This window comes from Pseudomonas sp. DCA-1 (assembly GCF_046523955.1).
Lineage (GTDB): Bacteria > Pseudomonadota > Gammaproteobacteria > Pseudomonadales > Pseudomonadaceae > Aquipseudomonas > Aquipseudomonas putida_Y.
Genome location: NZ_CP169881.1, coordinates 242,038 through 255,726 on the forward strand (window position 1 = coordinate 242,038; position 13,689 = coordinate 255,726).

Sequence of the window (13,689 nt, forward strand, 5' to 3'; positions counted from 1 at the left end):
TCATGTATTATTCACGCGCTAAAACCATGAAGGATCAACCATGCTCACGAGCCAGCCCCAGCAAGGCATTTCTTCTCCCGCCCACCTGCCGGCCGGCAGCACCTCAGCGGTTAAGTGGTTCTCCCAGGTCACTGTCGAGCTTTCGTATTGGCACGGGAATCAGAGACTGAAAAACCTCGATCAGTTCGAATGGCATGGTGATGCCGTGATGGCGCCAGCGCTGACCCACGCTCAAAGCAAATGTGATTTCTACCAGATCGACGAATCGTCCTCCCTTGAGCTGTGGGCGTTCCGCTCCCAGTGGCAAGTTGCGAAGGTTCGTGAGGGCGCCGACCAGCACTGGTCGTTTGCGGACAGCCTCGACCATGACGTGACAAGGGTCTTGGTCAGCCATCATCCAGTCTGGTCATCAAAACACGGGAAGATGTCCCCTCCTGACACCTGGCCAGGGTTCACCGCTACATTCCGGAAAATCATTTCGGTCGACGCTAGCCGGTCAACCGCTGAACTGGGAGGCTTGGTCACTGCGGCTCTGTGCGTCATCGAGCAAGGTCCTGAAGCTCTGGGGCTCGCGATTACCGATGGTGGAATTCGAGACCTGACTATTACACGCGTCGGAGCAAACACCCGTAGTGCTGGTTGCGAGTTGTTGATGGTGACGGGGGCAATCGCGGTGGCCATGTCACCCTACCAGGCTGAGCCCGGCTTTGACCAACTGGAAGCAGCCGTCCGCAGCTCAGTCGGCATCAAGCTATCCCTCGTCGACGGAGTCACTGCCTCGGGGCACCTCGATGCTGGGCAGCGCTCGACAATCTGGGTAGTCGAAGGACAAAATACACTAAATAATACCTAGCGCGTATGCGTACGCGTTATGTAATATTGCCGCGCCGGACAGATAGATACCCTGTCCGAATGGCTGGTGTCGGCAAATCTGGGTTATGCGCAGGTGTCAGTCATCTCTCTTAGCAAGTTCAACGATTTCTGACCCTTCAGGAGGGCACCGCCATGACCACAACCGTCGAAAACAGCAGCAGCGAACACCAGTTGGATCTGGATTTCCGCATGATCATCACCACTGGCAACATCAAAAAAGCGATGGAAAAGGGTGATGGCAAGAAGCGGTTCACCGCAGGCGACCTCTGGAACATAGCGCCAGGTACTATCCAGGTCATCCCGGGGTACAACGTAAGAGAGCGAAATGCTGACTACTTGGCCAACGTTCAGAAACTGAAGCAATCCATCAAGGACAACGGATTCAAGAAAGACTCGGCTCTCTCGGTCATCATCCGTCGCGATGAGAATGGAGAGCAGTCAATTTGTCTGAAGCGTGGCCATCAGCGTCTTGAAGCCACGATGGAATTGGTCGCCGAAGGTGAAAGCATCCCGACCGTCCCTTGCATCATTGCTGCAGATGATTGTTCCGAAGAGGACATGACTGCAGACCTTGTGCTCAGCAACAATGGTTCACCGCTTAGCCCATATGCAACAGCAGTTGTTTGCAAACGCATGACCCGCTTCCATCCCGATGACCATTCCGCGATCGCCAAAAAACTGAATCTCTGGCCCGCCCAGGTTTCGGACTACCTCTTGATGATCAACGGACCTATCGAGATCAGGAACTACGTCCGCGACGGAGTGGTTTCCTTCACGCTGGCTGTTCAGATCCTTCAAGAGCATGGCCCCAAAGCTCTGCAAGTGATCGAGCAAGGCCTTGCCCGCTCAGCTGCTGCAGGCGGCAAAACCGAAAAGCTCAGGCCAAGGTTTGTTCCAGGCAAGGTCATCAAGAAGGCAATTACCCAAGCAGCTCCAACGATGAAAACAGCCATCGAAAACATTAGACAGGATAAGGGCTATTCGCAGTTGAGCCCGGAGAATCAACAGAAGCTTGAGGAGATCCTGCAGCAATTCCGCCTGGCGGAAGAGGAAGAGGAAAAACTGAACGTGAACCCGTCTACTGAGCAACAGCTCGACCTCAAAGACACTGAGGAATAACCATGCCTTCCAGGCTGCCCCTACACTCGATGTAGGGGCTTTTTTTTGCCTACCGGAAAATGGCCTTCAACCTCGTCCTCCAAGTTGTATGCACCTCGTGCCGCTTCATTTCCCCGAAAGCTGACCACTCAAGCTGCACCGAACCGGATGAGCCCGTGCACATGATCGTGAATCGAGTGAACGATGCGCATGCCTCACAGGCAGCAAGCCCAGCCAGCTCGAAGCGATCGCCCGGCTGAGGTGTGACCTCCCCCCTCACCAACTCTCCGTTCAAACTACGCCGGCATTGGCCGCAGTCGACTGCGAAGCGGGCCAATTGAGTACCATCTGAAAAGACGATCGGGAGGCGAAGGTGCAAAGGCCTCACCTGCCGCCACCGGCTGATCGCTCCGTCAATTGTTGAAGTGCTACCAACCTCAATACTGCTTGCCACTGACACGGCCCTCATCGATCGCCTGCATGTACACCTGGACCCAACCTGGAATCCGCCGCTGCCCTCTTTCCCAATAGCCTACTGCGGCGTACGCCCATCCCAGTGCATCGGCCAGTTGTGTTTGTGTCCACCCTAGAACCTCGGCCCTGATGCGCCTGATGTCTGCACCGGCCAGGCTCGGTGCGTCGCCGACCAGCTCACCTTGCACTGCAGCCTGGAAGAGCGATCGAGCTGCAGCCGGTATATGGCCCCCTTTCTCCCATTTCGATACCAGCCCGGGTGACACGGACAGCATCGAGGCTATAGCTGCCTGAGTCAGGCCTGCTGCATGGCGCTGGAGGGCAAGATCAGTGTGCACGGTTTGGGTGAACTGGATCTGGTGCTCAGTGGCCATGTCGTCGCGATAGCATTGCGCTGCTCGCTTTGCGCGGGAACGGCCGTGGTAGGCCAAGTCGCGAAAATGGCGATCGGCGACAAACTTCCCATCCTTCATCAGTCGAACGCGCCAGCCGGCATCAGAAGGCTTCGATGGGCGGTTGTCCCGGGTAATGCCCTGCATGCTGGAGTCAGCGATGCGCCTGACAGCCGATACTTCGATGCCAGGTGCGGACGTGGAGGTATCCATAAGCCTCAATCATCCAGGGAGTCGTTCTGATCTGACTCTTGGGCATCATCATCACCCAGGAACAGCCCATTGCTGGAGAGCAGACCACCACCCAGAACGAGAGCTGACGTAACCGCCAGTGCCGGCACCCCATCCGACTCCCCTGCGTCAGCATTGGCGCCCTTCGGCCGCGGCTTCACCGGAATCGGGATACTCGCTGCCGCAGTTGCCGTAGGAGCTTGAAGTGTCAGGGGGGCATCAGGACGCTTTTGAGGTACCGGCTTTGGTAGAGGATTGCCCCGATCTGGCATGAGTAGTGGCACATCATCGTCCAGATTTATCGTGACCTCACTGGCCTGCGCTTTCTCCAGGCTTTTGAAAAACTCATCAGACCGCGCCATCAATTTGCGGAACTGCTTGTCGGTCATGAGTTCCCGCCGGCGCAGCCCACCCATGTTCCGGATGGTGTCTGTAGTGATGGCGTACAGGGCATCTTGAAGCTCAGTGCGCACCTGGTGCGTCATGTATTCACACTTCAAGGACAGTACTTGTTCCGCTCGGCCAACCTGGGTCTCCAGTTTCTCAAGCGCCTGAAGCTGGCGCTGGATCCGCAGTTCTGCCACTTGTGCCGTGGTTCTGGACCGGTTGAACCAGTACCAAGCGCCGAGGAGGAAAAGGGCCCCCGCAGATGCAGCCAGGTACGTAGGCAGTTCGCTCGAAGGCGGGTCTGGCACAAGATTGAAACTGAACGAGTCAGCAGAGACCAGGGACAGTGAGAACACCCCTGACAGAGACAAAAGCAATGGTCGTTTCGCAGTCATATCGGGCTCCAACGCTGACAGCTTCATTAGGCTTTTTTGATACATAACGCGTACGCGTACACGCATAGTATCGCCTTGGATTTAATTGTCACGCTGAATGAATGAGCTGCCAGGGTTTCCCCTACGGCTGGGGCTGGCCTATTTTCGGGGTGCAGCTGGAGTACCGCTGAAACGGCCGGCAGCGGAAGCCCATGGACACCCAGGCTCTCGCAAGGATCGTCAACAGCTGTGGGCGATGGGTAGGAGTGCAACTTTTCTGTGAAACGCCGCCCCGCTTCACAAAAAAAATGACCAGGCGCCGATCATACGGGGCCTGATATGTCATCTATTTTGTGAACGTAAACCGGGCATTACATCTGATCGAGCTTGAAAGAACTGGCGCCAGCCACGAGGTCACTTCCTAGGTTGCCGAGGATCGTATCCTGAGAAACGGCTACACCGTGGCCTCTGACGCCGCCTGTGCTAACCCAGTAGACCTTGCCTGTGCCCGCCTCCACCACGCGCTTGTGGAGCTGCACCGAATAGCTGAAAAGCCGCTCACCTGGTTGATAGTCGGCCGTTTCCAGGTAGGCGTAAAGCTTGTAGCCGCCATCCAACTTCACAATCTGCTCTGGCAAGTGCGATGAAATCGTCTTCTTGACCAGATCCTGAGGGATTTCATTGGCATTGGAAGAAAGCACAAGCTCGACAGCAGAGGCACTGCACGCGCTGAACGCCGCGATGGCGAGGATGGCCAGTTTTGTCAGTCTAATCATGGGGGCTTACTCAAACAGGGTCGTTTTGGGTTGATGCGTGAGTGGCACAATCTGCTGGAGAGATGACCTCCCCGCGTAGGTGCAACATCATCGCGTAGATAGCGACATCGAGCGGGTCTCCTTTCTCGACGTGCTCGCGCAGTTCTCTCGATAGGAAATCAGCGGGGCATGTATCGCCTTCATTCCAGCCAGCACGGCCTTTCGCCCGGCTCCTGGCCATCTTCACCTTCATGCTGAGCGCGATGGCGTCGACGGCCGCATCATCGAGCTCTGTCTCACTGAGCTGGTAGGGAGCGTTGTAAGTACGAACGACGGTGGTCGATCGATCAGGCCCCAGTACCCTGACATGCACCTCACCGACCTCTTCCAAGGCCGCGTGCACGCCACCGGGGTTCTCCCGATGAGCCACGCGGAGCGCATCCAGCCAGATCTGTTCTGTTGCCATGTCGCTCCCGGCTGCGCCTGGCGCGGAGGCCTGGTTCTTCGCGTTGGCCAGAAACAACACCGTATTGCACGCAGGGCAAGGGGTCATCTCGTTATGGCCAACGATGGCGCCCTCGCTCGCCAGGAAACCATATCCAGCGCATTGAACCGCCCCCTTTATTACCGCGCAGCAAGGGATGTCGGCTGGAGCTGGCACAGGAAGCTCAGCTGCGTCTTCGTGCGCTATTGAGTTCTCTACTTGCACGAATTCACCTGAGACACCGATCAGAGGAACACCGAAGTGCTGCTCGCTGTGGATTGTGCTTGGGATGGCTGAACTGCCGGCGATTCCCGCGTCGACACTGGAGTCGAGGACAAAAGCGCAGACGCTTCCTGCCGGGCTTGGTGGATGACTGCGGGATTGATTGCCTTCCAGTAGCAATAGGCCGATCGGGAGTTCTCGTGCATGGAAAGGTCTCGCTTGCGCATCAAATGCTCGATCTCCGAAACCACCCAGTGGCCAGCGCCAAAGGGATGCTCCTTGCTACCGATCCAGTATTGAGCGTCAGTGATCTTGAAGAGCATCACGAAGACGGCCAACGCCGCAACTGCCACTGGATCAGTACTGCCCTTCAGGTGAGCCATGATCGGACCGAGAGAGCGTATATGGCTCAGGCGGAGCGAATTGGCCCAGGAAACTGCACGAGTGTGGCCCACCAGCTGGGGCAAGCTGATCTGATAGAAGCCCTTTGCTTGGGGCTTCACCAGGTCGCGGATATGGGCGCTGCAATCCCCGCAGAGAGTGCTGTTGGCGTAGAGGCGATCCTGCCTACGCCGGCCCATCCCTGGAGAGGAAAAGCTGAACAGATCAAGATGCCCACAAAGGAACTTGGTTGGAGCAGTAATGTGAGCCGCCATGGACACCTCCAGAAAATGCACCGGCCTGGCGACAAACGCCAGAATCGTTCTGAAGCATAACACGTATGTATAATTTTGGCGTTAGAGGATTCTGTAAATATTCGCCCTTTACTAGGCCGCGGGCAGCAGCGATAGGATCAGGGGACCAAGCTCCTTGGTCGTGTAGGCACCAGAGATAGCCATCTTGACACGAAACGGGATGGGTCTACGCCCTGTGCGGATCAGAATGAAATCCTCCAGGGACAGGCCGATACGGGACGCTTGCTCACTATCACTCAGCCCCGATATCGCTGCCAAACCATCGAAGAAGCCACTGACCAGGTCTGGTGATCCGCCGGCGTCCAGGCGATCGAAGAAACCGTACACCAATGTCTCGCGGACCACCTGTGACTGTTGATTGGCCGCCTCCACTGCCTCTCGAATTGGCTCTGGCAATGCTGCGAGCAGAGTCGACAAGGTCACCTCCACACCCATCGCGCCCAGCGTGCGTATGCGCGCTGGAGGCGGCAAGGGGCGCATGTGCACTCGGCATTGGCGGATCATGGAGATGCTGATGCCAATTTCTTTGCTAAGCCGGGTATCCGCCCAGCCCTGCTCGTCGCGGAACTGGTCCATCAGCTGGGCCCAGGCAACATTGCTCAAACCCCTATCCGCCGATTCGAAAAAGAGATTGCGAGAGCTCATATTGGATGACGCCTCGGGACTGCTGCCCCCTTCATGAAGGTCGAACATCTATTTGCTTCCGTTAGCATCTGCAGCAGCCTGGTCATCCAGCTCCACAGGAGCGGCCACATAGGCGCGAATGATGAGGAGCAGTGCTCCACCGACAAGGCAAAGGAATACGCCCTTGAAAATCAGCTTGGGGGAGATCTCCACCAGGCCGGCGCCAACAGCCATGGTAGCCAGCAGGCCCATGACCACGACGACAAGAGCAACCACGACGCGAATGATCAGAGAGTGTGAGGAACGGCTATCCATAACTAGTGCCCTATCGATACGTAACGTGTACTGATAATACTGGAAGAGCATAGATCAGCACAACGGCACGTGCGCCCCCCATGGAACCCATACTTCCGAGCGAAAAAAAACCCGGGCACTTGGCCCGGGTATACAGCTGGTTTACAAACTGGCCATCCCATGCGGGATGATTGGCGAGGTAACGGTATGCAGTCCGAAACCGTTCCCCGCGATGCTTACCGAAGCAGTCTTGATGCGTATAGCACCCAGAATACCGACATTGGAATTGGAGACGATACGCTCCTGGCCAGTCTGCGTGACCGATACAGGTTCGAAATCGGCGCCCATGTCATTGGCCAGCAACTGATTGATGCGTTCAGCCATTTCGGATGCAGCCTCGTCGGCAAGACCTTCTGCCGAAGCGGAGTCAAAGCAGATACCGATCACCTCTGCATCCGCACCAGACTCGTCGTCGTCCTGGGACAACACTACGTGGGCCGTGGCCTTCAGTTCACTGGAGCTCACCACCTCGGCGATGACTGTCGATCGATACGCTTGCTCAAGCTCAGCGAGCTCAGCGTCACGTACCGTTCCTGCAGGGTACGACCCTACCTGGTGCAGAAGGTGACCGCGGGAATCGACTGCAGCTGCTGCGAGTTGGGCGTATTTGATTGCTGTGTCATGGAAGTTCATGCGTTTCTCTCCTGAAAGGTGGGTGCAAGGCCTTGCGTTGCCTTACAAGCAGGTAATGAGAAACACGGCGTTGTATTCTTGCGTCGGTCCATGACAGGCGCTCCTTGGTTGCGAATCAGCGAGTTACTCGGCTTATATCCAATTTGCCGCTAGTGAAATCAAGATCAAGAATGGCACGACCTATGATTTCCTTTTCCGCGACAAATCCCCAGTAACGGCTGTCCAAGCTATTGGGTCGATTGTCACCCAGTACGAAATAAGAACCGGCAGGAACAGTACATGCCAAGCCTGACACATTTCTCTCACAACCGGGAATAGCAGGAAAATCAGAACTTACACCGAAGTCACTGATACCAGGGTCTTTGATCGTGCCGATTTGTAAGTCGTGAATATTCTCCAGCGCATAAACGACCTGCTTGAGCTTCCCGCTAGCTTCATCTTCGTAAGCATATGGCTTCTCGCCCCCATGTACCGCCGGTGCATTATTAATGGCCAATACACCGCCTTGATAAGTGATGTGGTCGCCTGGGACCCCCATCACACGCTTGATGTAAGGCTTAGACGGATCGAGTGGGAATCGGAAAACCAGAACATCGCCAAATTTCGGGGGTCGACCTCGCGTGATTGGCTTCGGAACGAATGGCAATCTCATCCCGTAGGTGAACTTATCGACTACAACGACACTCCCCACCCCAAGCGTGGGGCGCATCGATGACGACGGAACAAGGTATGGTTCGGCGACAAAGGATCGGAATAGGAGCAGGAAAACGGCAACAGGCGTCAACTCCACAAGAAAGGCCACCACGCCTTGCGTGTAGTGATGCCGGCCTCTAGCTCCCCGATACCGTTCATAGATCCAGAACGGCAGGCCAAGGACTGCTGCAGTCGCGAGCAATGTCGCCATGTCCAGAAATGTGCAAAGCAAAATGTATGGGCCAAGCACCGCGGCGGCGCACCCTAGGGAGTAAATCCAGGCTGGCCCATGGGCCTGATACTTTTTGAGACAGAGCGCCGGAGCAGCTACCGTCAAGCCAACTCCGATCAAAAACAGGCTCATAAGTATTTGCCCTTCTTTTTATGGTAACGATAGATAGCCAAGCGGCTTAAGAACAGAGCAAAAAATATACCGCCCACTGCCCAGCCAACCACCTTGACCCAGAGGCCGTAGCTGTAGGCAGGGATGACTTCGAACTTCCCAAGGAAGAATTCAATTAAGGATCCAACCGTCCACAAGAGCGCTGCAACCACCCATCCGTTCATGAGGAGTTGGATATTGTACTTCACGCCTTGAGGCTGCTTCTGTCTAGCGAGCATAACTACTCCGCGGCTATGAACGACCACCCTGCCCGGCTTAACGCGCATTTGTATCCGCTCAGCGGCTTGATCAACAGAGTTGACTCAAGTGACGCAGCGATACAATCAAAGTGATAGCTGTAATATGAAGAGAGCTTTTCCACGTCCGCACTAAGGGCTCGCCAGTATGGCTCGTAATGCCGGCTGCCTAGAACGGGTGCAGTATTTTCGTATTGGAGAGGAAACGGCTGCAGGGTAAGAAGCGCCAACCGGCATTTCGAACGAAGCCAGGTACATGAAACTTCGACGATAGACTGACTCAGTTCTGACGACCTAAATTTATCGCGAACTTCAAGACGGGTTATAACAAATACGCTGCCAGCTTCCAGCACAGCCGCGAAGTCCTGATGGCAGGTCCTGACCAGCTCCTGAACCAGCGCATGGACGGCCTCGCTGACAAGATCGCAAGCATCAGCCAAGGAGTATCGCTGCCCCTCTCCACTGGACAACAAAACCCCGTCTAGGATAGCGACCGGTACAGCCTCTGACTTCAATAGGAGCCAGGCTGTAACCAGTCGCCCTTCACACACCGCAGAGCCACTAAATACATCCCCTGAAAGGCTCAGCTCCACGGTATAGCCACTTGCGAGCTCCACGCGCTCAACCCCCCCGCGATGCATCGGAATCTCGCTGTAGAAGCCGGTATCGATCAGGCTTCGCACATACGGACGGCACCGAGTGATTTGCGTCAGGCTGGCAGACATGGTGCAGCTCAGCGCAGACCGGTGCCAGCACGAGCCTGCTCAGCTTTGGCTTTTTTACGATCGGCCATTTTCATCAGCTGTACGAAGAGCACTGCCATCACCAGGACCGCGATCAGCACGAAAGCGAGTGTGGGGGTGATGTGGCCAATCTTTGCCCACACAAACACGAATGCCGCGAGTGCCATGGCTGCCGGCACTTGGCCAACAATGTTCAATGTCCGCATGGCCCAGAATTGGATTTGCTGCATCTCAAGCTCCTAGATTTAATTGATAACACGTACGCATAATACTAGAGGAATCGAGATACTGCTAGCCATTCGATGTCATGATGCCGCCACAAAAAAGGCCTCAGTTCACAGATATGAACCGAGGCCTTGGCCATCGACAAGGATTGGCTTACAGCGGGATGAAGATCGAGTAGAAACACACGGCCAGTGCGGCTGCGCAGAGGGCCGAGCACAGCCAGATCAGGATATTGACATCGCGCAGCGAGCGGTCAGCAAAGCCCTGAATGGCCTGGACCTGCTCAGGGCCAGAGGCGTTTTTCACAGTGAAAAGAGCTTTGCGGCGCTTGATAGCGATCGAAATGATCACGGCCAGCACCACAACGGCGATACGAGCGAGCATGTCGGTAGTGATTGTCATAGCGGTTCCTCAGGTTGGGTTGGATACAGAACAGGTAGTACGATGTTACTAGCGAGAGGTGGCATCACGGCCGCCCCCCTTGTTGAGACATGGTTTTGATGGCTGCTAATACTGGGTCCCTGGGGCCGGTATCCTCGCCCTCGCAATGGGTCCGGTGCTCACCTGGCTTGATCAGGCAGTACCGACCCACCGGTTTAGCTGCTGCTATCTCGAAGCCACGCTGGGCCCAAGGTTTGAACAGGATCAGGCCGACAGCAGCAACAGCGCAGATAGTGGCAACGGCAGCTATAGCGATGCGCAGAGAGAAGAATCGCCCTCGACTATTCACCTACAGCAAGCTCCACCCCGGTCGACAGGCTGATCATCTGAACTGCTAGGTCCGGGTTTATCAGCCCTTTGGAGGCGAGCCCCCTGATCTGGCCGGAGAAGAACTGCACGAAGAATCGTTGCGAGGCGTGCACGCTTTGCTCAGCAGCACCGTGCTCCTTCACCTGGTCACGGCGCTCGATGGCGGCGGCGGCTGAGGTAGCGATAGCGTTGGCCAAGTCCGCAGCTCCGGCCTCACCTCGGGACGGCAGCCTCGTCACGTCAAGCTGCGCAAGGACATCATGCGGGAGATGCAAGCTCGAAAAGCCCTCACCGTACCAGCCGTCATACACCGACACCCCGTGCTCGTCGGTGGCCAGCACAGTGAAAAAACGAGAGAGCTGGTGGGGCTGATCGTCACCAACAGCAAGCTTGGGTGGGTTGGCCACCTCGTAGCCGGCGCCGACCTCGAATTCGAGTGTGTTGGCCAAATTGAACGCTCCTATCGGTTCCAAGAAATTACCAGGCACAAGAATACATAACGCGTACGCATACGGCTATAGAGTCGATGCAAATCTGCCAGCCTCTTGCCGCCCATTGCCCGCAAGCAGCGCCTGGGAGGACACGGCGGCACCGAAAATCAGAACCAAAAAAAGACCCACCATCTAGGATGGTGGGTCGGATTTAGCGTTACTTTATAGGTAGCTCTGCTGAGCGTTTATTTGGATTGCAGCGGCTTGCTGGTTTGGTTTGCACCGTACTTTACGCGTCTGAACTCACTTTTGATGGCAGCTACAGCTCCCATCAAGGGTGCGAAGAAGATACGTGGTGCTTGCCTTGCAGCATTAGCGAACTCAGACCCAAATGTTTGATTCATTCAGCAAACTCCTTGACTGCGCGATATGCGCCAATGCAGATAAATATAAAGAAGAGACTTGCGTCAGCCAAAACAAGGGCTTGTTCAAGTAGCGTCAATATATCCAGCGTGAACTTGCTAATACCAAAATCAGCAAGGTAGTGGACCAAATGGTTGAGCAGAACTGCTGGCACCATGATGATGAAAAATATGACAGTACCGACGAAGCCATGAGCTGCGAAGTGTGCGATCGGGTTCCACCAAGGTTTTTTGTTGTGCGTTTTCGACATCTGTTACTCCTGAAAGGACCTGGGGCGGTCGTTGAGAAATCCCATAGGCCTTCTTGCGGTAGACCTAGCCCCTGGAGATGCGTAACGCGGGGGTGTAATCGGCAGGCACGAAAAAGCCAGGCATAACCTGGCTGGGTGGAACATCTCGATCAGCTCTGCCGGGCCTGCCGCAGCCGACCTGGTGTGAATTTGCCTGAGAACGAGAAGCCAAGATCCCTCACGCGCTCGCGGACCTTCAGCTTGTTAGATTTGTCACCCCGCTCCTTGTGGAGCTCGACATGCTCTGCCTCCACCTGGAGTAAGAATTCGACGTCCTTCTGACACAGCTCCAAGGACTGCTCCAGTTTTTTTCGGTCCGAAAATTTCTTTCCGATCAGAGCGGCCGAGGCCGCAGCCAGGACGGTACTGGTTACAGCAGCAAATGCATTTATCAAAGCGGATTGAACAGCAGGATCGTTGATTGCGAGAAGCATGATGGCCCCCTTAAAGTTAACTTGCTCCAAGGGGATGCTCCACAGAAACCAGTAATCCACAGGCACAAAAAACCCGCTCGATCGGCGGGTTCAATGTGAAGATCAGTGCTTGGGATTGGTCTTGGATGAGCGGTCGCCGCCGCCGGCCTTAGCCATTTCAGCCTTGATGGCCTTATAGGCACCAATCACAGGCGCAAAATAGATGCGAGGTGCCTGCTTAGCAGCGCTCAGAAATTCAGAAGTGAAGGTGATAGCTTTCATGTGCTTGCCCCTCTCTGGGAAAACTAGTAACTCATGTATAGCAAATTAGCTGAGCGCCATCAAGCGACTGAAACAATTTCAGCGAGCAAAGAAAAACCCGATTCGCATAAGCGAACCGGGTACGTGTTGCATTTGAAGCGAAAAATTAACCGATCAGATCAGCAAAGCCAATGATCCAGTTTGGAGTTTGTCTAAATCCGCACCTGCCGACTCATCCTTGCGGGCATGAGTAGACCGAATGGGGAAGTTGACTATATTATTGCGTGATGCCATCAGAGACCTACCCACTTCCTCGCCAACTGAGACAAATTTCGGAAAGCTGACGCTTTGGCCGCAAATCTGATGGCCAGTAGTTTCCGAAACACCATCGGTAATTCCGGCTGGCATTCCTTTTAGTCTTTCATGCTCGGCCTTGGTGAATAACCTGCTCAGCGCCGGATTCTCTGGATGTAGCAGGTATGGCTCAGTTGAACGGCCGCGCTTGTAGCCGCGACTGAGAACCCCGCAACCATCTTCTTCGCCTGTCAAAAGTTGACGTATGAACCCCTTGCCATGTGCAATATCACGCGCTTCCTTCTTGGCAAGATACTCATAGTCCTTCCAGGATGGATCATCGAGCGGAACCTCATCCAGAATGTCGTTGATACAGGATTCACGAACTCTGTTTTGCTTAAGATTTTCGAATGAGAAACTATCGCCAATGCCCGGGGTCATCGCCACTACAACCAAACGCTTACGACGCTCTAGCGTTCCAAAGTCCCAGCCATCAAGAATAGCCTCATGAACTTTATACCCTAGGTGGCTAAACACGCTGCGTATCACGGCCATTGATGCTGTATTCGCGTACTCTCCAACATTTTCAAGGATTGCAACGCATGGATTTACGTGCCGCAACCAATTCAGATAGTCCACGAATAGTGCGCCAGCACCGTCATGGCATTCGGCATGCTCAAGCTTCAACCGGCTGCGGCCCGCTCTACTCGCTCCCAGGCAGGGCACTCCGGCGATGAGTACATCACACTGAGGGGTATTATCTCCCAACCATACATCACGAACGTCAGATTCAATTGCGATTGAGTCTTCAGTCCATAGCTCAGTATTATTTCGCATTGAGCAGTCAAGATACTCACCCTCAATCTCAACACCAACTTGAATGAATGACCCAACACCCGAACGCATCAACCCCGAGTGTTCCGGCACCTTGC

20 protein-coding genes are annotated in these 13,689 nt (G+C 55.1%); 2 read left to right on the top strand and 18 right to left on the bottom strand.

Annotation, left to right across the window (positions count from 1 at the left end):
* The first annotated feature begins 40 nt into the window (after positions 1-40).
* Together ACE4QZ_RS01190 and ACE4QZ_RS01195 are read left to right on the top strand one after the other, a co-directional pair.
* Positions 41-853: a hypothetical protein gene (locus ACE4QZ_RS01190; protein ID WP_023383729.1), complete on the top strand. Its 813-nt coding sequence runs from the start codon at positions 41-43 to the stop codon at positions 851-853.
* A gap of 152 nt (positions 854-1,005) precedes the next feature.
* Positions 1,006-1,992, top strand: coding sequence for a ParB/RepB/Spo0J family partition protein (locus tag ACE4QZ_RS01195; protein ID WP_023383728.1), 987 nt, complete (start codon positions 1,006-1,008; stop codon positions 1,990-1,992).
* 416 nt (positions 1,993-2,408) lie between these two features.
* Here the strand turns inward: ACE4QZ_RS01195 and ACE4QZ_RS01200 are convergent, their stop codons facing one another.
* From ACE4QZ_RS01200 to ACE4QZ_RS01285, 18 genes are all read right to left on the bottom strand, one after another.
* On the bottom strand, positions 2,409-3,050 hold the full coding sequence (locus ACE4QZ_RS01200; protein WP_023383727.1) for a helix-turn-helix domain-containing protein: 642 nt from the start codon (positions 3,048-3,050) through the stop codon (positions 2,409-2,411).
* Positions 3,051-3,055: 5 nt separating this feature from the next.
* Positions 3,056-3,850 (bottom strand): hypothetical protein, encoded by a 795-nt coding sequence (locus ACE4QZ_RS01205; RefSeq protein WP_410480301.1) that lies wholly within the window; start codon positions 3,848-3,850, stop codon positions 3,056-3,058.
* 350 nt (positions 3,851-4,200) lie between these two features.
* The gene (locus ACE4QZ_RS01210) at positions 4,201-4,605 is read right to left on the bottom strand and encodes a hypothetical protein (RefSeq protein WP_410480302.1); all 405 of its coding nucleotides are present in this window, start codon (positions 4,603-4,605) and stop codon (positions 4,201-4,203) included.
* A 10-nt stretch (positions 4,606-4,615) separates the two neighbouring features.
* Complete coding sequence (locus tag ACE4QZ_RS01215) at positions 4,616-5,050, bottom strand: hypothetical protein (RefSeq protein WP_410480303.1); 435 nt, start codon at positions 5,048-5,050, stop codon at positions 4,616-4,618.
* A 263-nt stretch (positions 5,051-5,313) separates the two neighbouring features.
* The gene (locus ACE4QZ_RS01220; protein ID WP_410480304.1) at positions 5,314-5,946 is read right to left on the bottom strand and encodes a hypothetical protein; all 633 of its coding nucleotides are present in this window, start codon (positions 5,944-5,946) and stop codon (positions 5,314-5,316) included.
* A gap of 111 nt (positions 5,947-6,057) precedes the next feature.
* Positions 6,058-6,678, bottom strand: a complete 621-nt coding sequence (locus tag ACE4QZ_RS01225) for a hypothetical protein (protein WP_410480305.1) — start codon at positions 6,676-6,678, stop codon at positions 6,058-6,060.
* Positions 6,679-6,924, bottom strand: coding sequence for a hypothetical protein (locus ACE4QZ_RS01230; RefSeq protein ID WP_135002420.1), 246 nt, complete (start codon positions 6,922-6,924; stop codon positions 6,679-6,681).
* Between the two features lie 141 nt (positions 6,925-7,065).
* Positions 7,066-7,596 (bottom strand): hypothetical protein, encoded by a 531-nt coding sequence (locus ACE4QZ_RS01235; protein WP_410480306.1) that lies wholly within the window; start codon positions 7,594-7,596, stop codon positions 7,066-7,068.
* Between the two features lie 115 nt (positions 7,597-7,711).
* Positions 7,712-8,653: a signal peptidase I gene (lepB, locus tag ACE4QZ_RS01240; protein ID WP_410480307.1), complete on the bottom strand. Its 942-nt coding sequence runs from the start codon at positions 8,651-8,653 to the stop codon at positions 7,712-7,714.
* Entirely contained in the window at positions 8,650-8,910 is a 261-nt protein-coding gene (locus ACE4QZ_RS01245; protein ID WP_410480308.1) for a hypothetical protein, read from the bottom strand. Before ACE4QZ_RS01245 ends, lepB begins: the two co-directional genes overlap by 4 nt.
* A gap of 2 nt (positions 8,911-8,912) precedes the next feature.
* On the bottom strand, positions 8,913-9,653 hold the full coding sequence (locus ACE4QZ_RS01250; RefSeq protein WP_410480309.1) for a hypothetical protein: 741 nt from the start codon (positions 9,651-9,653) through the stop codon (positions 8,913-8,915).
* 8 nt (positions 9,654-9,661) lie between these two features.
* Entirely contained in the window at positions 9,662-9,901 is a 240-nt protein-coding gene (locus ACE4QZ_RS01255; protein WP_410480310.1) for a hypothetical protein, read from the bottom strand.
* A 148-nt stretch (positions 9,902-10,049) separates the two neighbouring features.
* Positions 10,050-10,298: a hypothetical protein gene (locus tag ACE4QZ_RS01260; protein ID WP_137162096.1), complete on the bottom strand. Its 249-nt coding sequence runs from the start codon at positions 10,296-10,298 to the stop codon at positions 10,050-10,052.
* Between the two features lie 320 nt (positions 10,299-10,618).
* Positions 10,619-11,095: a hypothetical protein gene (locus ACE4QZ_RS01265; RefSeq protein WP_410480311.1), complete on the bottom strand. Its 477-nt coding sequence runs from the start codon at positions 11,093-11,095 to the stop codon at positions 10,619-10,621.
* A gap of 382 nt (positions 11,096-11,477) precedes the next feature.
* Positions 11,478-11,750, bottom strand: a complete 273-nt coding sequence (locus tag ACE4QZ_RS01270; RefSeq protein ID WP_064492235.1) for a hypothetical protein — start codon at positions 11,748-11,750, stop codon at positions 11,478-11,480.
* A gap of 149 nt (positions 11,751-11,899) precedes the next feature.
* Entirely contained in the window at positions 11,900-12,223 is a 324-nt protein-coding gene (locus tag ACE4QZ_RS01275; RefSeq protein WP_041925835.1) for a hypothetical protein, read from the bottom strand.
* A gap of 102 nt (positions 12,224-12,325) precedes the next feature.
* Positions 12,326-12,484 carry a hypothetical protein gene (locus ACE4QZ_RS01280; protein ID WP_410480312.1) on the bottom strand — a complete coding sequence of 53 codons (159 nt, stop codon included), beginning with the start codon at positions 12,482-12,484 and terminating at the stop codon, positions 12,326-12,328.
* A gap of 153 nt (positions 12,485-12,637) precedes the next feature.
* Positions 12,638-13,663, bottom strand: a complete 1,026-nt coding sequence (locus ACE4QZ_RS01285) for a DNA cytosine methyltransferase (RefSeq protein ID WP_410480313.1) — start codon at positions 13,661-13,663, stop codon at positions 12,638-12,640.
* Between the last annotated feature and the right edge of the window lie 26 nt (positions 13,664-13,689).